General features: G+C 73.9%; 15 protein-coding genes. 4 read left to right on the top strand and 11 right to left on the bottom strand.

Translation table 11 applies throughout. From position 1 onward, the window contains the following. The first annotated feature begins 52 nt into the window (after nt 1-52). Complete coding sequence (locus tag N912_RS0118650; protein WP_028923603.1) at nt 53-325, top strand: MGMT family protein; 273 nt, start codon at nt 53-55, stop codon at nt 323-325. Between the two features lie 4 nt (nt 326-329). On the opposite strand, the gene N912_RS60470 is transcribed toward N912_RS0118650, so the two are convergent. From N912_RS60470 to N912_RS0118685, 7 genes are all read right to left on the bottom strand, one after another. Beyond that, on the bottom strand, nt 330-2,645 hold the full coding sequence (locus N912_RS60470) for a hypothetical protein (protein WP_028923604.1): 2,316 nt from the start codon (nt 2,643-2,645) through the stop codon (nt 330-332). Nucleotides 2,646-2,914: 269 nt separating this feature from the next. After that, nucleotides 2,915-4,036 carry a uroporphyrinogen-III synthase gene (locus N912_RS52925; protein WP_037065333.1) on the bottom strand — a complete coding sequence of 374 codons (1,122 nt, stop codon included), beginning with the start codon at nt 4,034-4,036 and terminating at the stop codon, nt 2,915-2,917. Further along, complete coding sequence (gene nirD / locus N912_RS0118665) at nt 4,033-4,356, bottom strand: nitrite reductase small subunit NirD (protein WP_028923605.1); 324 nt, start codon at nt 4,354-4,356, stop codon at nt 4,033-4,035. Before nirD ends, N912_RS52925 begins: the two co-directional genes overlap by 4 nt. After that, entirely contained in the window at nt 4,353-6,851 is a 2,499-nt protein-coding gene (gene nirB / locus N912_RS0118670; RefSeq protein ID WP_156993750.1) for a nitrite reductase large subunit NirB, read from the bottom strand. The genes nirD and nirB overlap by 4 nt, the downstream gene beginning before the upstream one ends. Then, entirely contained in the window at nt 6,848-8,305 is a 1,458-nt protein-coding gene (locus tag N912_RS0118675; protein ID WP_028923607.1) for an FAD-dependent oxidoreductase, read from the bottom strand. Before N912_RS0118675 ends, nirB begins: the two co-directional genes overlap by 4 nt. 90 nt (nt 8,306-8,395) lie before the next feature. After that, nucleotides 8,396-10,465 (bottom strand): molybdopterin oxidoreductase family protein, encoded by a 2,070-nt coding sequence (locus N912_RS0118680; protein ID WP_028923608.1) that lies wholly within the window; start codon nt 10,463-10,465, stop codon nt 8,396-8,398. A gap of 181 nt (nt 10,466-10,646) precedes the next feature. Next, nucleotides 10,647-10,958, bottom strand: a complete 312-nt coding sequence (locus N912_RS0118685) for a hypothetical protein (protein ID WP_028923609.1) — start codon at nt 10,956-10,958, stop codon at nt 10,647-10,649. Nucleotides 10,959-11,093: 135 nt separating this feature from the next. On the opposite strand from N912_RS0118685, the gene N912_RS0118690 reads away from it, so the two are divergent. The 3 genes from N912_RS0118690 to N912_RS52930 all read left to right on the top strand — a co-directional run bounded on the left by N912_RS0118690 (nt 11,094) and on the right by N912_RS52930 (nt 14,901). Next, a complete protein-coding gene (locus N912_RS0118690; protein WP_156993752.1) occupies nt 11,094-12,764 on the top strand; it encodes a hypothetical protein in 1,671 nt (556 codons plus the stop codon). 95 nt (nt 12,765-12,859) lie between these two features. Beyond that, on the top strand, nt 12,860-13,858 hold the full coding sequence (locus tag N912_RS0118695; RefSeq protein WP_028923611.1) for a zinc-binding dehydrogenase: 999 nt from the start codon (nt 12,860-12,862) through the stop codon (nt 13,856-13,858). 20 nt (nt 13,859-13,878) lie between these two features. After that, a complete protein-coding gene (locus N912_RS52930; protein WP_245645328.1) occupies nt 13,879-14,901 on the top strand; it encodes an RNA polymerase subunit sigma-70 in 1,023 nt (340 codons plus the stop codon). Here N912_RS52930 and N912_RS0118705 read toward each other — a convergent pair. The 4 genes from N912_RS0118705 to N912_RS52940 form a co-directional block, all read right to left on the bottom strand. Beyond that, nucleotides 14,841-16,151, bottom strand: coding sequence for a nitrate/nitrite transporter (locus tag N912_RS0118705; RefSeq protein WP_037065334.1), 1,311 nt, complete (start codon nt 16,149-16,151; stop codon nt 14,841-14,843). The genes N912_RS52930 and N912_RS0118705 overlap by 61 nt on opposite strands. 74 nt (nt 16,152-16,225) lie before the next feature. Next, a complete protein-coding gene (locus tag N912_RS0118710; RefSeq protein ID WP_028923613.1) occupies nt 16,226-16,864 on the bottom strand; it encodes a response regulator in 639 nt (212 codons plus the stop codon). Next, nucleotides 16,864-18,261 carry a sensor histidine kinase gene (locus tag N912_RS66485; RefSeq protein WP_211261293.1) on the bottom strand — a complete coding sequence of 466 codons (1,398 nt, stop codon included), beginning with the start codon at nt 18,259-18,261 and terminating at the stop codon, nt 16,864-16,866. The genes N912_RS0118710 and N912_RS66485 overlap by 1 nt, the downstream gene beginning before the upstream one ends. A 135-nt stretch (nt 18,262-18,396) precedes the next feature. Next, the gene (locus N912_RS52940; RefSeq protein ID WP_051580404.1) at nt 18,397-19,056 is read right to left on the bottom strand and encodes a sensor domain-containing protein; all 660 of its coding nucleotides are present in this window, start codon (nt 19,054-19,056) and stop codon (nt 18,397-18,399) included. Nucleotides 19,057-19,209 lie beyond the last annotated feature (153 nt).

The following is a 19,209-nucleotide window of genomic DNA, read 5'->3' on the forward strand; positions in this document are numbered from 1 at the left end:
GCGGGCCGGTCACGGGGCACGGCGTGTCCGGGGGTTGTCCTATCCTTCCGGCGTGGACCCTGAGGTGGCCGAGCGGGTGCGTGAGGTGATCGAGGCGATCCCGGTGGGCAGCGTGCTCAGCTACGGCGAGGTCGCGGCGCGGGCCGGGGTGACGTCCGCGCGGCAGGTCGGGCGGCTGCTCTCCGAGGACGGCCAGGACCTGCCGTGGCACCGGGTGCTGCGCGCCGACGGCACCTGCGCGCCGCACCTGGCCGACGAGCAGCTCGCCAGGCTACGGGCCGAGGGCGTCACGATCGTGAACAGGCGGGTCCGCCGCGCGAGGTGACCGGCTAGTGCTTGCCGCCGCCCTTGCTCTTGCCGCCGCCGCCCTTACCGCCGCCGCCCCGGCTTCCGCCGCCGCCGCTCTTACCGCTGCCGCCGCCGTGGCCGCCGCTGGTGCCGTGGGCGCCGCTGTGACCGCCGCCGCCCCGGCCGGCCCGGCTGCCGCCTCGGCCGCTGTCACCGCCGCTGCGGCCGCTCGCGCTGCTCTTCTTGCCGCCGCCGCTGGAGGACCGCGTGTACTTGCCGCCGCTCGTACCCGAACCGGAGCCGAACTTGGCGCCCCGGCCCCCGCCGTCGGACGACGAGCCGGACCTGGACTCGCGCAGCCTGCCGCCACCGCCGTGGGACGGCCTGCCCGATCCGGAGCCCGCCCCGACCAGCTCGCGGTCGCGGTGTGAGCCCGACCCGTTCATCGTCCCGGAGCCGTTGCGCGACTCGCCGCGCACGGTCCGGAACTTCCCGGTGCCGCGCGGCGAGGACGCCTCGCCCTGTTGCGCCTTCTTCGGCGAGCCGGCCGAGGGCTTCGTGGGCTGAGAGGGCTTCGCGGGCTGACCTGGTTGGCCTGGTTGGCCGGTGGACGGGCGCGAGCCGGGCCGCGCCTGACCGGGCCGCGCACCCGACCTGGACGGCGACTCGGAGCCCGCCTTCGGCTGGGCCTCGGACTTCGGCGCGGCCGCCTTGGGCGTGGCCGCCTTGGGCGTGGCTGCCTTGGGTGATGCCGTCTTAGGTGATGCCGTCTTAGGTGATGCCGTCTTAGGTGCGCCGGTCTCCGCCCTCGGCCCCGTCGTCGTGTCCGAGCCGGACCGCGACGGCCTGGACGGCAGGTGTGACCTGCCCTGCGAGCCCATGATGGACTTCACCGCGTCGTCCAAGTCACCGCCGCTCGACCCGTTGACCTGCGACACCAGCCGCATGGTCTCGCGCACCCGCCTGAGCTTCTCCGCGTCGGTGACCGAGTCGGAGTCGTCCCGGTGCCGGACCCGGCCCCGCGAGTCGTCGTCCGATCCGCCGGCCCGTTCGGAGCGCCCGCTCGAGTCGTCGTCCGAATCGTCGACGTCCACCGCGCGACCGACGGCGCCGGTCACGGTCCCACCGACACCGGAGCCGGTATCCGGCGACGCCAGGTTCGGCCCACCCGTCCCGCCCCCGGACCTCCCAGCGGGCGGCCCGACCAGCCCGTCCCGTGCGCCACCCGGGTTCGGTGGGGCGGCGTTGCCGGGGTCCTGCCGCTCCCGGCCGCCGGTCTGCGGGCGCTGGCCGATGGCGAGCGGGTTGTCGCCCGGGTCCTGCTCGGAACCCCGGCCGGGGTCCTTGCCCTCGGTCAGGTCGACCACGCCTCGGACCGCGGAGTCGGTGATGTCGGCGCCGGTGTCGCGCAGCGGGTTGCGGGCCGCGCTCTCCACCCCGCCGCGCAGCGCGGCCAGGTCCTTCTGCTTGGCGTCCACCTGGCCGCGCGCGGTGGCGCGCTGCTGGAGCAGCTGGTCGCGCGACGCCTGCTGCTCCGGGGTCGACTCGGCGACCGGCGGCAGTGCCTGCAGCATCTGGTCGAGGCTGGACATCCGCTGCTGCGCGGCGGCCAGGTCGGCGCCGGCCGTGCCCAGCGTCTGGTAGTTCGCCAACTGCGAGCGCAGAATGGCCTGCTGCTGCTTCAACAGCGACTCGCGGGCCAGCAGGTCGCGCACCGGGATCGGCAGGTCGGCGGCGTTGTGCCGCACCGGCGCCTGCCGCCACAGCTCCTTGGTCCGCTCGATCAGCGCGAGCTGGTCGTCCACCGAGTCCAGCGTGTCCCGGGCCTGGGTCGCCCACTGGGCCGGGTCGACCCGGGGCGGGGCGGCCTCCGGGGCGGCGGCCTCCGGCGTCCCCGGGATCGTGTTCTGGTTGCCGGCCACATAGCTGCCGCCGCCGGCCAGGATGCCGAACGCGCCGAGCAGCGCCACCGCCCGCCTGCGGGCCAACGCGGCGGCCTCGGTGCGCCTGCGGCGAGACGCGGCCTTCTTGACGTCGCCGGCCGGCGGCGGGGCGAACGGCGGCGGGGCCAACGCCGGCAGCTCGTCGGCCGGTGGCGGCGTCGGCTCCGGGATCCGGGGCGCCTCGGGCTCGGCGGGCGGGATCGGCACCGGCTCGGTGGGCGGGTCCGACTCGGCGGCCGGCTCGGTCCGTGGCGCCGGGGGTGCCCATGGCGAACGGGGCTCGGGGTCCTGCTCCTGCCGCTGGTAGGACTGTTCGAGCCGGAGCTTGCGGGCCGCCTGGCGGTGCGTGGGCGAGCAGTACTTCCGGTACGGGCGGCCGGGAATCTCCTCGATGATCTCTTCACATCCGGGCAACGCACACCGACGTGCCGACGGATCACTCATCGCGCTCAGTCCCCCATCAACGCAGTCGTCGAACCGACCGATTGAGTGCACTCGTCACACACGGTAACGTCGCATGTGATCGACGCACAACGGTACCCAGCCGTGATGAACTTGTCATGACCAAGGCCCGCATTGACGGCCCCAACGCGCAGCGGCAAAGGCGTGCGTAACGTTATCGAACCCGGGCGCGATAATGCGCTGAACGCCCAACTCAGGCGACCGAATTCTCCCGACGGGAACTACCCGCCGTCACCATCGAGGTCGTCCAACGCCAGCCGATAGCCGCGTTTGACCACCGTCCGCACCAGCGCCGGCTCGCCGAGGGCGGAGCGCAGCCTGGCCATCGCCGTCTCCACCGCGTGCTCGTCGTCGCCCCCGCCGGGCAGCGCGCGCAGCAGCTCCGCCCGCGCCACCACCCGCCCTGGCCGGTGCGCGAGCGCGCGCAGCAGCGCCATCCCGGCCGGCGGCACCGCGCGCAGCGAACCGTCCACCAGCGCGGCGTGCCCGCGCACCTCCAGCACGTGCCCGGCAACCGGGAAGCTGCGCGCCAGCCGGGGCGCCTGCGCCTCCAGCTCGCGCACCATCGCGCCCAGCCGGGACCGCGCCGGTTGCACCGTCGGCACGTCCAGCTCGCTCAGCGGCGCGGCGGTCACCGGGCCCACGCACACCGCGCACACCGGCCCGCGCAGCGCCGCCACCAGCTCGTCCCGCACGCCCCGTTCGGCCGCCCTGGCCAGCAGGCTGGTCGCGGCCGGCGCGCTGGTGAACGTCACCGCGTCCACCGAGCCGGCCAGCACCGCGTCGGTCAGCCGGTCCAGCGGGGCCAGGTCGGCCGGCGGCATCCAGCGGTACACCGGCACCTCGACCACCTCGGCCCCGGCCGCGCGCAGCGCCGCGACCAGCTCGGCCAGCGGGTCGCCGTGCAGCTGGACGGCGATGCGCCGCCCGCTCACCCCAGCGGCGAGCAGGTGCTCCAACACCTCGGCGGACGACTCGGAGGCCGGCGACCAGGCGTCGACCAGGCCCGCCGCGCGCACCGCGCCACGCGCCTTCGGTCCCCGGCACAGCACCGTGGCGTCGCGCAGCGCGGCCACCAGCCGCTCGCCGAGCCCCCAGCCCTCGGCCGCCTCCAGCCAGCCCCGGAACCCGATCCCGGTGGTCGCGATCGCCACGTCCGGGGGCGACTCGACCAGGTCGCGGGTGGCGGCGGCGAGCTGGGCGTCGTCGGGCAGCGGCAGGATGCGCAGCGCGGGCGCGTGCAGCACCGACGCGCCCCGGCGGGCCAGCAGCGCGCCCAGCTCCTCCGCGCGGCGCGCGGCCGTCACGCCCACCGTGAATCCGGCCAGCGGCGGGGCCGTCATCTCACCTCGACCTGCACGATGCCACCGCTCAACCGTACCCGGTGCACCCCGACGCGCCGCTCGGGTTCGTCCAGGCACCTGCCGCTGACCAGGCTGAACGCCTGCTTGTGCAGCGGCGAGGCGACCACCGGCTCGCCGTCGCGATCGCCGACGAGCCCCCGGCTGAGCACCGCCACCCCGGTGCACGGGTCGACGTTGTCGATCGCGTACACGGTGTCGGTGTCCGTCCGGAACAGCGCCACCTGGCGCTCGCCGAGCAGCGCGGCCACCCCGCGCCCCGGCTGCAGCGCCGCCGCCGGGCACACCGCCTCCCAGCTCATCCGGCCACCCGCAGCGTCGGCGTGCCCAGCGGCACCGGCTGGCCGCGCCGGTCGGTGAACTCGATGGTCGGGTCCGGGGTGTCGGGCGCGTTCACGAACGAGGTGAACCGCGCGAGCTTCTCCGGGTCCTCCAGCACGCCGCGCCACTCGTCGGCGTAGCCGGCCACGTGCCCGGTCATCGCCGCGTCCAGCTCGGCGCAGACGCCCAGCTTGTCGTCCATGATCACCTCTCGCAGGTGGTCGAGCCCGCCGGCGAGCGACTCGATCCAGGCGGCGGTCCGCTGCAGCCGGTCGGCGGTGCGGACGTAGAACATCAGGAACCTGTCGATGGTGCGCACCAGCGTCTCGGTGTCCAGGTCGGCGGCGAGCAGCTCGGCGTGGCGGGGGCGGAAGCCGCCGTTGCCGCCGACGTAGAGGTTCCAGCCGGCCTCGGTGGCGATCACGCCGAAGTCCTTGCCGCGCGCCTCGGCGCACTCCCGCGCGCACCCGGACACCCCCGCCTTGACCTTGTGCGGCGCGCGCAGCCCCCGGTAGCGCAGCTCCAGCGCGATGGCCAGGCTCACCGAGTCCTGCACGCCGTAGCGGCACCAGTCGGTGCCCACGCACGACTTGACGGTGCGCAGCGCCTTGCCGTACGCGTGCCCGGACTCGAACCCGGCGTCCACCAGCCGCCGCCAGATCGCCGGCAGCTGCTCCACCCGCGCGCCGAACAGGTCGATCCGCTGCCCGCCGGTGATCTTGGTGTACAGCCCGAAGTCGCGCGCCACCTCGCCGATGACGATGAGCTTGTCCGGGGTGACCTCGCCGCCCGGAATGCGCGGTACGACGGAGTACGTACCATTTCTCTGCAGGTTCGCCAGAAAATGGTCGTTCGTATCCTGTAGCGTCGCCTGCTCGCCATCGTGGATGTGCCCGGACCCGAGCGAGGCCAGGATCGAGGCCACCGCCGGTTTGCAGACGTGACAACCGCGTCCGGTGCCATGCTTTTCAACAAGCTCTGAAAACGTCCGTATCCCGGTACTCGCCACGATCTGGAACAGCTCGGCGCGGGTGTGCGCGAAGTGCTCGCACAGCGCCTTGGACACGGTCACGCCCTCGGCGGCGAGCAGCGAGGCGAGCGCCGGCACGCAGGAGCCGCAGCCGGTGCCGGCACGGGTGCACGCCTTGAGCGCCGCAACGTCGTGCGCCCCGCCCGCGATGGCCTCCCGCAGCGCGCCCTTGGTCACCGCGTTGCAGGAGCACACCTGCGCGGCGTCCGGCAGCGCGTCCGCGCCCACCTGCACGCCGCCCGGGGCGATCATGGCGACCGGGTCGGCCGGCAGCTTCGTGCCGACCAGCGGGCGCAGCGCGGCGTACCGGGAGGCGTCCCCGACCAGGATCCCGCCGAGCAGCGTGCCTGTTTCGGACACGACGAGCTTCTGGTACGAGCCCGCCACCGCGTCGCCGACCACGACCTCGCGCGCGTCCTCGGTGTCGCCGTGCGCGTCGCCGAAGCTGGCCACGTCCACGCCGAGCAGCTTGAGCTTGGTCGAGGTGTCCAGGTCGGAGGCGGTGACCGTGGCCCGCCCGCCGAGCAGCCGGTCGGCCACCACCTCGGCCATCGCGTACCCGGGCGCGACCAGCCCGTAGCTGCGCCCGGACACCGCCGCGCACTCGCCCACCGCGTAGATCCGCTCGTCCGAGGTGCGGCACGCGTCGTTGACCAGCACCCCGCCCCGCTCGCCGACCCGCAGCCCGGCGCGCCGCGCCAACCCGTCACACGGCCGCACGCCGGCGGAGAACACCACCACGTCCGCGTCCAGCTCCACGCCGTCGGAGAGCCGGGTGACCAGCCGCCGGTCGTGCCCGGCCTCGATCGCCTGCACCGACACCCCGCAGCGCACCGCCACCCCGAGCTCGGAGACCAGCCGCCGCAGCAGCGCGCCGCCGCCCTCGTCGACCTGCGCGGGCATCAGCCTGGGCGCGATCTCCACCAGGTGCGGGGACAGCCCGAGCAGCCGCAGCGCCCTGGCCGCCTCCAGCCCGAGCAGCCCACCGCCGACCACCACGCCCGCGCGCCGCCCCGGCCCGTCCCCGGCCACCGCCCGCGCGGCCGCCGCCTTGATCGCGTCTAGATCGTCGAGCGTGCGGTAGACGAAACAGCCCGGCAGGTCGTGCCCTGGCACCGGCGGCACGAACGGGTCCGAGCCGGTGGCCAGCACCAGCGCGTCGTACCCGACCCCTTCACCGTCCGCGGTCCGCACCATCCTTGTGTCCGCGTCGATGTACTCCACCCGCTGCCCCAACCGCAGCTCGACGCCGTCCACCTCGGGCAACCGCAGCCCGCGCTCGTCCGCGCCCTCGAAGTAGCTGGACAGCGCCACCCGGTCGTACGCCGGCCGCCGCTCCGCGCCGAACACCACGATCCGCCAGCGCCCGTCGACATCGCGCCGCCGCATCGCCTCCACCAGCCGATGCCCGACCATGCCGTGCCCGACCACCACCAGCCGTCTCACGAGGCCGTCCCCTCGGCCGCGGTGAGCCAGGCGTGCACGCCCGCGACCGCGTCCCGGCAGCCGCCGCACCCGGTGCTCGCCCTGGTGGCCCGCACCAGCCCGTCCAGGTCCGCCGCCCCCGCCCGGAACGCCGTCACCAGCTTGGACTTGGTCACCGTGTTGCACCGGCAGATCACCGACGCGGCCGGCAGGTGCGCGGGCGACGGCGCCGCCGCGCCCTCCGGGGGCAGCGCGCGCCCGAGTAGCAGCGCCAGCCGGTCCGACGGCGCCGGCCGCCCCGAGTCGTAGAGCTGGATCATCGACGCGGCCGCGTCCGGGGTGCCGAGCATGATCGCGCCGACCAGCCTGTCGCCGCGCAGCACCAGCTTGGCGTAACGCCCCCGCCGCGCGTCCTGCAGCCGCAGCACCTCCACGCTGCCGTCGCCGGGGTCCTCGGCCAGCCCGTCGCCCGCGGTGGCCAGGTCGATGTCGCGCGCCTTGAGCCGGGTGACCAGCGGCGAGCCTCGGTAACGGGCGGCCGGGTCGGCACCGATGAGCAGGTCGGCGAGCACCTCGGCCTGCTCGAACCCGGGCTGCACCAGGCCGGACACCGTGCCCGGGTGCCGCGCGCAGTCGCCGATGGCGTGCACCCGGTCGTCCGAGCTGGTCATCCGGTCGTCCACCAGCACGCCCCCGTCCACCGCGATCCCGGCCGCGGCCGCCAGCCCGTCCTCCGGCCGCACCCCGGCGGCCACCACCACCGCGTCCACCGCCAGCCGGCCGCCGTCGTCGCACTCCAGCCCCTCGCCGGGAGTCCACCTCTTGGCCAGCACGCCCAACCGCACGTCCACCCCCAGCCGGCCCAGCGCGGCGGCCAGCACCGCCCCGGCGCCGCTGTCCAACTGCCGTTCCATCAAATGCTCGACCGGGTGCAGCACGCTCACCCGCACCCCGCGCCCGACCAGCCCGCGCGCCGCCTCCAGCCCGAGCAGCCCGCCGCCGAGCACCGCCACCCGCCCACCCGGCCGGGCCAGCTCCAGGATCCGCGCGCAGTCGTCCAGGTCGCGGAACGCCGCGACCCCCTCCGCCGGCCGCCCGTCCTTCGTGACCAGCCCTTCGGTCGGCGGCATCCAGGCCCGGCTGCCGGTGGCCAGCACCAGCTCGTCATAGGGCTCGCTCGCGCCGTCGTCGCACAGAACCCGCCGCGCCGCCCTGTCGATCTCGGTGACGCGCACGCCCGTGCGCAGCTCGACGCGGTGCTCACTCGCCCAGCCCGGATCGTGCAGCCGCACCTGGTCCGCGCTCAACCCGCCGGCCAGCACGCTGGACAACAACACCCGGTTGTACGCCGCCCGCCGCTCCGCCCCGAACACCGCGACCCGAGCGCGCACCGCATCCGGATCACGGCGGCGGACCGCCTCGATGAAACGCGCGCCGACCATCCCGTTGCCGACGACGACTACCCGACGAGACACGACCGCCACGCTAGGAACCGCTCGTTACGACCACGGCACCCTCGATGACGACCCCGTTACGCTCCCCTCACCGCGTGACCGCCCCAAGACTTACTCCGGCTCCAGGCGGACCGCGCACGCCTTGAACTCCGGCATCCCGCTGACCGGGTCCGGCGCGGGGTTGGTCACCAGGTTCGCGGCCTGCTCGCCCGCGAAGTGGAACGGCAGGAACACGGTGTCGGCTCGTAACCCGGGCGCGCACCGCACCACCGCCCGCGCCGCGCCCCGCCGGGACACCACCCGAGCGCGCGCACCGTCGCCCAGGCCGGCCAGCCGCGCGGTGTCCGGGTGCACCTCGACGAACGACTCGGGCTCCACCGAGGCCAGCTCGGCGACCCGCCGGGTCTGGGTGCCGGACTGGTAGTGCGCGAGCACCCGGCCGGTGGTGGCCCACAGCGGGAACTCCGGGTCCGTCCGCTCCGCCGGGCCGACGTGCTCCACCGGAATGAACCGTGCCCGGCCATCGGGATGCGCGAACCGGTCGAGGAACAACCTGGGCGTGCCCGGGTGCTCGGCGGACGGGCACGGCCAGTACAGCGCCTCGCCCGCGTCCAGCCGCGCGTAGCTGATCCCGGAGTAGTCGGCCGGCCCGCCGGCCGACGCGGCCCGCAGCTCCTCGAACACCGCCTCCGGCTCGGACGGGAACGCGGACGGCGCCTCCAGCGCGGCACCGAGCGCCGAGAGGACCTCCAGATCGGTACGCACCCCCGGCGGCGGGGGCAGCGCGCGGCGGCGGCGCAGCACCCGTCCCTCCAGGTTCGTCACCGTCCCCTCCTCCTCGGCCCACTGCGTGACCGGCAGCACCACGTCGGCCATCCGGGCGGTCTCGGACACGAACGGATCCGCCACCACGAGCAGGTCCAACGCCGCCAACCGCGAGCGCACCGCCGCCGCGTCCGGCGCGGACACCACCGGGTTGGACCCGAACACCAGCAGCGCGCGCGGCCCGCCCGGCCGGCCCAGCGAACCCAGCAGCTCCACCGCGCCACACCCCGGCCCCGGCAGCGACGACGCCGGCACGCCCCACACCCCCGCCACGTGCGCACGCGCGGCCGGGTCGTCGATGCGCCGGTAGCCGGGCAGCTGGTCGGCCTTCTGCCCGTGCTCGCGGCCGCCCTGGCCGTTGCCCTGGCCGGTCAGGGTGCCGAACCCGCTGCCCGGCGTGCCCGGCATGCCCAGCGCGAGCGCCAGGTTGATCCACGCCGTCACGGTGTCCACGCCGTGCGCGTGCTGCTCGGCCCCGCGCGCGGTGAGCAGGTAACGACGCCGCGCACCGGCGAGCATCCGTACCACCGACCGCTGGTCGGCGGCCGCCACCCCGGTGACCCGTTCGACCCGCTCCGGCCACCAGGACGCCGCGACGCGCCACGCCTCCTCGAAACCGACCGACCGTCGGTCTAGATACACCGCGTCGGCCAGCCCCTCGGACACCGCCACGTGCAGCATGCCCAGCGCCAACGCCAGGTCCGTGCCCGGCGCCGGCCGCAGGTGCAGCCCGCCCGCCGCCACGGCCTGGCGCGCGGTGGCCGTCTCCCGGGGATCGATCACCACCTGCCGCGCCTCGCTCAGGTGGCTCACGAACGGCGGCATGGTCTCCGCCACGTTCGCCCCGACCAGCACCACCACCTCGGCCTCGTCCAGGTCGGTGACCGGGAACGGCAGCCCCCTGTCCAGCCCGAACGCCCGGGTGCCGGCGGCCGCCGCGGAGGACATGCAGAACCGCCCGTTGTAGTCCACCAGCGAGGTACCGAGCGCGACCCTGGCGAACTTGCCCAGCAGGTAGGCCTTCTCGTTCGTCAGCCCGCCCCCGCCGAACACCGCCACCGAGTCCGGCCCGTGCTCCGCGCGCAGCCGCGCCAACCGCCCCGCCACGAGCCCCAGCGCGCGGTCCCACGACGCCGGCGAGCCGTCCACCAGCGGCGTGACCAGCCGCTCCGGGTGGCCCACCAGCTCGCCAGCCGTCCAGCCCTTCTGGCACAGCCCGCCGGCGTTCGTCGGGAACCGCCTCGGCCGCACCCTCGCGCCCGAGTCCACCGTCATCCCGCACTGCAGCGCGCAGTACGGGCAATGCGTCTCGGTCTCAGTCTCGGACTCGGTCTCGGTTCGTGCGGCCACCGGCATGCCGGAATGCTCGACGCCACCGGTTGCCGCCATGTTTCCGAGCCGTTTCGACCACGCACGAGGACGCTCACCGCGTCCCGGTGCACCGAGATCGACACCCGCGCGTCGAGCCCCCTGGACGGCGCTGGTGTCGATCTCGGCTCGGCGGCCTGGCGTGGCCGCCGGGCGGGTGGCACCGCCCCTAGGCCGCCGGCTGCCGAGGCGGCAGGTACGACTCGCGCACCGGCAGCTCGACCGCCTCCCCCTCGCCGAGCCCCTCGCCGAGCCCCGCAACGACGTCCCGCTCGCGGCCCCAGTCCCGACGCGGCCGGTCGGACATGCTCTCGAACTCACCGAGGACGTACGCCCCGCCGTCGGTCCGCACCAGCGCGCGCCGCGCGTTCGCCAGCCGCCGCTCGCGCCACCTCAGGTTCAGCTCCTCGAACCGGGCACCGGCCGGGAACCCGACCAGGAATGCGGCACAAGCGATCAACAGCGTTCCGGTCACCCCCATGACCACCGACCTCCATAAATTTCTTCCTGCAATTTCGTCCCCCACCCGTGCAGGGCATCGGTCTACCCTGGTGATCAGGGCAAATACTGGTGACCGCCGGTTGAATGCCGGGCGTTTCTCGGGGAGCATCAGGTCATGGGGGGTCAGGGATCGGACGTGCATGCCGGCCTCTGCGCGGAGCTGAAGCTGCTGCGCCTGCACGGCGTGTATCGGGCGCGGACGCTGGACATCCCGCACCTGCTCGACGCGGCCGCCACGCTCGGCCTGCTCGGCCCGGACTCGCCCCAGGACCTGGGCGTGGAGTCGCTGCTGCTGCAGGCGGTGAGCGGGCTCGGGGAGAGCAGGGAGGCGAAGGCGGCCCGGTTGACGTTCGGGCTGGAGCCCGGGCACAAGCTGCTCAAGGCGGCCGACCGCAGGCGCAACGCCTCCCGCGAGCAGGGCGTCAGCATCGAGACCTACCGGGGCAGCTACGAGCGCGAGCTGATCGAGCAGCTGGCCACCGAGATCCTCGCGCTGCGCGGGCGGGTCGACGCGGTCCCGCCGCGGGCGCTGCCGGAGCTGCCCAGGGTGACGCCGGTGTTCGACCACGAGCAGCAGGTGGCCGACGTGCTGCGCACGGCGCACACGAACGCGGACTGGGACCTGGTCGAGGGCGCCTACCGGCAGTGCGTCGAGCTGGCCGACGACCACGGCGGGCGGTTCATGCCGGACGCGATCCCGGACTTCCTGGCCGAGGCGCTGGCCCGGATCGCGGCCAACTACCACGGCCGCGAGGAGCAGCTGATCCTGCACGGGCTGGGCATCCTGGGCAACGCCGAGGGCGCCAACCGGATCACCGGGTCGCTGTTCAAGCAGCTCTACGACGACGCCCGCTTCGACAGGTTCATCCAGTACACCTCCGAGCACGACCCGCGCCGGCCCTACCGGCGGCCGTGCCCGTACGAGACGATGGTCGAGACGGCACGCCGGTTCCGCGACCTCAACCACCTGGAGTCCGTGCTGGCCGACCTGCCGACCTCGTGCATCCTCGGCGGGTCGCTCAACTACGGCCGTTACTTCAGCGTGCGCGGCGCGTCCGGCGACGAGCCCGGGTCCAACGTTGACCTGGTGCTGGTGCTGCCCAGCTACGTCTGGGTGGACGAGGTGATCGCCAGCCTCGCCGAGCTGCACGGCGCCGCGCGGGCCAGCCTGGACACGCTCGAGCACCGCGCCAGGGTCTGGCACCGGCACCGCCTCGACGACGGCTACACGATGTTCAGCCAGCGCATCCGGATGTGGTCCGACCAGGACGACCCGGTGCTGGTCTGGACGCCGAACCGGGGCGAGTACGCGATCGACCTGCGGATCATGTCCAGCGCCGTGCTGGAGTGGATCCTGGTCGCGGACAACGCGAAGCTGACCGCCAGCGCGGCCGGCAAGTCACGGACCGTCCGCAACTTCTGCCAGCGGGGCACCCGGCCCGACGAGCACCAGTGCAGCTTCAGCGGCCGCAACCTGAGCACCACGCTGGAGACCACCGAGCTGGACGGCGACCTGCTGCGGCTGCACCAGGTCTACTCCATCCAGGACGACAGGTACTACCCCGGCGCGGTGCAGAACCTGATCCTGCCCCGGTTCAACAAGCGCTGGGACGACGTCCCGATCGAGGGCGCGCTGCAGGCGTTCCGCTGGAAGATCGTGGAACGGCTCCGGTTCGAGCGCCGGCTGCGGCCCTACGAGCTGCAGCGGGTCAGCCTCTCGCACACCCGCTCGGAGATGTTCGCCCCGCACATCCTGCGCGCGGTGGACAGCGCCGACATCACCTGACGATTCCTTTCCGTGGCGGCCGGGATCTACATGTACGGAAGGCGCGCCCTCGCGTCTCCCGTACATGTACGCCGAGACGGAAGGCCTGATAGCACATGAAGGTTCCCGCGACCATGCGCGCGCTGCGGCAGACGTCCCTGAACGGCCCACGGGACCTGCGCCTGGTCACCGACGCGCCGGTACCCAGCCCCGGCCCGGGGGAGGCCCTGATCCGGGTCACCGCCGCCGGCGTCAACTTCGTCGACCTCTCGCAGGCCAGGGGCACGTTCCCGGCCGGCCCGAAGCCGCCGTACCTGGCGGGCATCGAGGGCGCCGGCGAGGTCGTCGCGGTCGGCGAGGGGGTGACCGGCCTGGAGCCCGGCGCCCACGTCATCGGCGTCGGCATCACCGGCGGCGCGTTCGCCGAGTACATGGCGCTGCCCTCGGCCGCTGCGGCGGCGGTGCCGGCGGGCTGGGCCGACGAGCAGGCGCTGGGCCTGGTCGTGAGCTGGCCGACCGCGCTGGCGGCGCTCAAACCGCTGGGCGGGGTGACCGAGGGCCAGACCGTGCTGATCCACGCCGCCGCCGGCGCGACCGGCCAGGCCGCGGTGAGGATGGCCAAGCACTACGGCGCGACGGTGCTCGCCTCGGCCTCGCCCGGCAAGCACGACGTGGTCCGCGAGCTGGGCGCCGACCACGTCATCGACTCCCTCGGCTCCGACCTCGCCGCCGAGGTCCTGGAGCTGACCGGCGGCGCGGGCGTCGACCTGGTGCTGGAGTCGGTCGGCGGCGCCACCCTCGAGGCCAGCCTGGCCGCGACCAAGCGGGTCACCGGCCGCGTCGTCGTCTTCGGCATGGCCGCCGGCGACGCCGCCGTCACGAACCGGGAGCTGGTCTACAAGCACCAGGTCCACCTCATCGGCCTGAACATCGGCGTCCTGGCCCAGGCCGCGCCGCGGATCTTCGGCGAGCTCATGGGCGAGATGTTCGCGCTCATCGCGGACGGCGTCCTCGCCCCCGCCCGGCCCACCACCTACGACCTTGCCGACGGCCCGAAAGCGCTCGCCGAGCTGGAGTCCAGGGCCACCGTCGGCAAACTGGCCCTGCTGCCCTGAGCGGGTGGCAGGCTCGCGGTGTGAACCACGCTCGGTTCGAGGCCGAGACCGGGCGGTATCGGCGCGAGCTGCTGGCGCACTGCTACCGCATGGCCGGCTCCGCGCACGACGCCGAGGACCTGGTGCAGGAGACGTACCTGCGGGCGTGGCGTTCCTACTCCGGGTTCGAGGGCCGCGCGTCCGTCCGCTCCTGGCTCTACAAGATCGCGACCAACGTCTGCCTGAAGGCGTTGGAGCCGCGCCGGATCCGGCTGCTGCCCTCGGGCCTGACCGGCCCGTGCACCGAACCCGACACCGTGCCGAGCCCCGTCCCGCCGGGCGAGGTCTCCTGGCTGGAACCGCTGCCGGACGCGTGGATCGCCGCGCCCGCCGACGACCCGGCCGCGGTGGTGGTCGCGCGCGAGTCGGTGCGGCTGGCGCTCGTCGCGAGCCTGCAGCACCTGCCCGCCCGCCAGCGCGCGATCCTGCTCCTGCGCGAGGTGCTGGCGTTCTCCGCCGCCGAGACCGCGGCGATCCTCGACACCACCACCGCGGCGGTGAAGAGCGGCCTGCAGCGTGCCCGCGCCCGACTGGACGAGCTGGAGCCCGAGCCCGAGCACCTGCTCGAACCGACCGACCGGCGGGCCCGCGCGCTGCTGGACGGCTACATCGCGGCGTTCGAGCGCTCCGACGCCGCCCTGCTGGAACGGGTGCTGCGCGCGGACGCCACGCTGGAGGCGACGCCGTTCCGCGACTGGCGGTCCGGCCGGTCGATGTGCGTCCACCTGCTGGACACGTATGTGCTGGGCGCGCCGGGCGACTGGCGGATGATCGCCACCACCGCCAACGGCCAGCCCGCCGCCGTCGTCTACCACCGGGACACCGGCGGCGGCGCGCTGCGAGCCGACGGCGCCGTGGTGCTGGCCCCCACCGCCACCGGCGTCTCCCGCGTGGTCAAGTTCCACGAACCCGCGCTGGTCGCGGCGTTCGGCTTCCCGGAGGTTCACACGCCTGCGTACGCGGGCGCCCGCGCCGGCTCGCGCGACGCCCCGTACACCAGGTAGGTGAGCACCGCGCAGGCCAGGTAGCACGCCAGGAACGCCCAGAACGCCGGCACGCCCCCGCCGGTGGCCGCGAACGACTGCCGGAACGCCAGGTTGATCAGCAGCCCGCCGAGCGCGCCGACCGCCGAGATGATCCCGATCGCCGCGCCCGACACCCGCCGGGCCCGGCCGAGGTCGGGCTCGGCGCCGCCGTTGGAGGCCGCCAGTTCCTTGGCCCGGAAGATCGCCGGGATCATCTTGTACGTCGACCCGTTGCCCACCCCGGAGAACACGAACAGCCCGATGAACCCGGCGGTGAACAGCGCGGGCGACGACGCCGCGATGCAGACCGCGGTGGCCGCACCCATCAGCAGGAAGTTCCAGTACGTGACGCGCGCGCCGCCGACCCGGTCCGCCAGCCAGCCGCCGACCGGTCGGACCAGCGAGCCGAGCAGCGGCCCGAGGAACGTCACGGCGGCGGCCTGCAGCGGCGTGCGGCCGAACTGGTTCTGCAGCACCAGCCCGAACGCGAAGCTGTAGCCGATGAACGAGCCGAACGTCCCGATGTAGAGCACCGACATCACGGCGGTGTGCGGATCGGCCAGCGCCTCCCGCGCCGCGCCGGTGTCGTTGCGAACCGTGACCAGGTTGTCCATGAACAGCGCCGCGCACACCGCCGAGACGACGATCAGCGGGATGTACACCGCCAGCAGCAGCCACGGCCGTCCTACGCCGGCCGCCGCGATCACCAGCAGCCCCACCAGCTGGACCACCGCCACGCCGATGTTCCCCCCGCCCGCGTTGAGCCCGAGCGCGAGCCCCTTGCGGCCCTCCGGGAAGAACGTGTTGATGTTCGTCATGGACGAGGCGAAGTTGCCGCCGCCGAACCCGGCCAGCGCCGCCATCAGCACGAACGTCCCGTACGGCGTGCCAGGCTTCAGCACGAACGCCGCCGCCACCGTCGGCACCAGCAGCAACAGCGCGCTGATCACCGTCCAGTTGCGCCCGCCGAACCGCGCCACCGCGAACGTGTACGGCACCCGCAGCACCGCCCCGACCAGCGACGCGGTGGACACCAGAAAGAACTTCCCCGCCGCGTCTACCCCGTACTCCGGCCCCATGAACAGCACGAACACCGACCACAGCGTCCACACCGAGAACCCGACATGCTCGACGAAGATCGAGTACCACAGGTTTCGGACGGCTATCCGCCGACCGGTCCGCTCCCAGAACGACGGATCCTCGGGTTCCCAGTGCTCGATCCAAGCCATGGCGCGGACGCTAGGCAGCGCGCGTTACCCCGGCGTGGCCCCGCGTGACGCCCGTGCAACGACTAGCTCACGGGCTAGAGCCGCAGGTAGGTGAGGACCGCCATCACGCGCCGGTGGTCGCTGTCGGACTGGGCCAGCCCGAGCTTGCCGAAGATGTTGCCGATGTGCTTCTCCACCGCGCCCTCGCTGACCACCAGCTTGCGGCAGATCGCGGTGTTGGTGCGGCCCTCGGCCATGAGCGCGAGCACCTCCCCCTCCCTCGGGGTCAGCGCTGCGAGGGGGTCGCGGCGGGCCGCGAACAGCTGCGAGACCACCTGCGGGTCCAGCACGGTGCCCCCGGCGGCCACCCGGCGCAGCGCGTCGGTCAGCTCGTCGACGTCGGTCACCCGGTCCTTGAGCAGGTAGCCGACCCCGCCCTCGCGGTCGGCGAACAGGTCACCGGCGTAGGACACCTCGACATACTGGGACAGCACCAGGATCTTCGCGCCCGGGTGCTCGGCGCGGATCTCGACGGCCGCGCGCAGCCCCTCGTCGGTGTGCGTCGGCGGCATCCTGATGTCCACCACCGAGACATCAGGTTCGTGCTCGCCCACCGCCGCGACCAGCGACGGCCCGTCCCCCACCGCGGCGACGACCTTGCTCCCGGACTCCTCGATCAGCCGCACCAGCCCCTCCCGGAGCAGCACCGAGTCGTCGGCGACCACCACCCGCATCAGGCCCGGTCCCCCTCGGTGACCTCTGTGCCGATGCTCGTTCCGCTGGCGCTACTCTCGGGCAGCTCCGCGACCATCACCGTCGGCCCGCCCAGCGGGCTGTCCACCACCAGCTCGCCGTCCAGCGCCCGGACCCGATCGATCAGCCCGGCCAGCCCGTGCCCCTTGGCGGGATGCGCCCCGCCCCGCCCGTTGTCCGTCACCAGCACCCGCACCACGTCATCGTCGCGCACCAGCCGGACGGTGGCGGCGGTGGCGCCGCTGTGCTTGGCCACGTTGGTCAGCGCCTCGGCAACCACGAAGTAGGCCCCGTTCTCCACAGCGGCCGGCAACCGGTGCGCCTCCACCTGCTCGGTCTCCAGGCTCACCGGCACCGGGCAGCGCGCGGCCAGCGCGGCCAGCGCGGCGGCCAGGCCCCGGTCGGCCAGCACCGGCGGGGCGATCCCCCTGGACAGCGCGCGCAGCTCCTCCAGCGTCTCCCTGGTCTGCTCGATCGCGCCGCTGATCAGCGGGCCGGCCGCGTCCGGGTCGGTGCGCAGCCGGCGCTGCGCGGCGCCCAGGTCCATGGCCAGCCTGATCAGCCGCTGCTGCGGGCCGTCGTGCAGGTCGCGCTCCAGCTTGCGCAGCGCGATGGCCTCGGCGGACGCGGCGGCCGCCCGGCTCTCGGTGAGCGCCGAGACGCGCTCGGCCAGCACCTCGGCGCGCTGGCGGGTCAGCATCCCCCGGCCGAACCCGGACAGCAGCAGCGACAGCGCGCGCATCACCGCCGGCAGCGTCACCGCGGCGCCGATGCCGAGCGCGAAGTTCACCCCGATCCTGGCGAGCGTGGAGTCGCCGAGGCCGATCAGCTCGGAGAGCCCCGTGTCCCCCGGCCCGCGCGGGATCGCCCAGTCGTAGAGCGGGTACGCCACGCCGACCACCGCGACCATCCACCAGGCCAGCGCGATCGGGAACACGATCAGGCTCGGCACCAGCGCCAGCAGCCCGTAGAGCAGGTCCAGCCACCGCCGCCCGTCGGAGAACACCCGGATCACCCGGCTGGGCAGCGAGCCCTCGCGCAGCGACTTGTACGCCGGCACCAGCACCTCGGTCCCGGTTACCACCCGGATCCGGGTCCGCTCCAGGACCGCGAACCCCTGCGCGGCGAACAGCGCCAGCGCCAGGATCGGGAACCCGACCACCGTGACCAGCGTGCCCACCCCGACCGAGACCATCGTGATCAACACGACGAACCCGACCAGCGCGATCATCCACGCGGTGAGCACGTACGCGGAGTCCGCGATCAGCCTGGCGAACAGCGAGCGGGGCGGAACATCGGGCGCGTACGACGGCGGCTGCGGATGAGACGGGGTTCGGTTCGACGACTCGGGAGTGGTCGCCGCGGGCATGCCGTTCATAGTGCACGACGCTAAGCGCACCGCCAGTTCTTTCCCATCCAGCCCACCGCCGCCCCCGCGGTAGGGCTGGCCCTACCCCCGCACATGCGAAGGCGCCGCACACCCGGGTGTGCGGCGCCTTGGGGGCGGTCAGGGTCACGAACGGCCGGTCGGAGCGGCGGTGAGCAGGCCTCGCCCGAAGAACGACAGCCCCAGCGAGAGCGCCCGCATCGCGAACGGCAGCGTCACCGCGGCGACCAGCCCGACCACGAAGTTCACCGCGATCCGCGCGACCGGGGAGCCACCGAGGCCGAGCAGGTCGGACAGCCCGTGGTCGCCCGGCCCGTACGGGATCGCCCAGTCATAGACCGGGTACAGCACCCCCGCCACCGCCGTCGACCACCAGGCCACCGCGATCGGGAACACCACCACGCCCGGCACCAGCGCGATCAGCCCGTAGAACAGGTCCAGCCAACGCCGCACGTCGGAGAACAACCGAACCATCCGCGTGACCAGCGACCCGTCGCCGGCCGGCCGGTACACCGGCGAGATGACGTCCTCCCCCGTCACCAACCGGATCCGGCTCCGCTCCAGGATCGCGAACCCCTGCGCCACATGCAGCGCCAGCAACAAGATCGGAAAACCAACGACGATCACAAGCGTGCCCACCCCGACCGACCCCACCGTGACCAGCACGGTAAACCCGACCAGCGCGATCGGCATGGCGGTGAGCACATACGCGGAGTCGGCAACCAGCTGGACAAACAGGGAGCGCGACGACGAACCCGACTTCGCCTCGGCAACGGTATTGATCATAGTGACCGACGCTAAGTCCCCCACCCCACCATTCCCACCCAGCCCACCACCGCGTCACAGGTAGGGCCACCCCCACCACCGCACCCCCACCCACCCGCGAGTCGGGGGTTTGGGCACACTGAGTCGCGCGTTTCAGCACACCCGCCGGGAACG

The organism is Actinospineispora acaciae DSM 45401 (genome assembly GCF_000620785.1).
In the GTDB taxonomy this organism is placed as follows: Bacteria; Actinomycetota; Actinomycetes; order Mycobacteriales; family Pseudonocardiaceae; genus Pseudonocardia; species Pseudonocardia acaciae.

Bases quoted from the DNA above. Each gene is read 5' to 3' on its own strand.
- N912_RS52925 (WP_037065333.1), bottom strand. From the start codon at position 4,036: ATGACGGCCCCGCCGCTGGCCGGATTCACGGTGGGCGTGACGGCCGCG.
- nirD (WP_028923605.1), bottom strand. From the start codon at position 4,356: ATGAGCTGGGAGGCGGTGTGCCCGGCGGCGGCGCTGCAGCCGGGGCGC.
- N912_RS0118680 (WP_028923608.1), bottom strand. From the start codon at position 10,465: ATGCCGGTGGCCGCACGAACCGAGACCGAGTCCGAGACTGAGACCGAG.
- N912_RS0118685 (WP_028923609.1), bottom strand. From the start codon at position 10,958: ATGGGGGTGACCGGAACGCTGTTGATCGCTTGTGCCGCATTCCTGGTC.
- N912_RS0118690 (WP_156993752.1), top strand. From the start codon at position 11,094: ATGGGGGGTCAGGGATCGGACGTGCATGCCGGCCTCTGCGCGGAGCTG.
- N912_RS0118695 (WP_028923611.1), top strand. From the start codon at position 12,860: ATGAAGGTTCCCGCGACCATGCGCGCGCTGCGGCAGACGTCCCTGAAC.
- N912_RS0118705 (WP_037065334.1), bottom strand. From the start codon at position 16,151: ATGGCTTGGATCGAGCACTGGGAACCCGAGGATCCGTCGTTCTGGGAG.
- N912_RS0118710 (WP_028923613.1), bottom strand. From the start codon at position 16,864: ATGCGGGTGGTGGTCGCCGACGACTCGGTGCTGCTCCGGGAGGGGCTG.
- N912_RS66485 (WP_211261293.1), bottom strand. From the start codon at position 18,261: ATGAACGGCATGCCCGCGGCGACCACTCCCGAGTCGTCGAACCGAACC.
- N912_RS52940 (WP_051580404.1), bottom strand. From the start codon at position 19,056: ATGATCAATACCGTTGCCGAGGCGAAGTCGGGTTCGTCGTCGCGCTCC.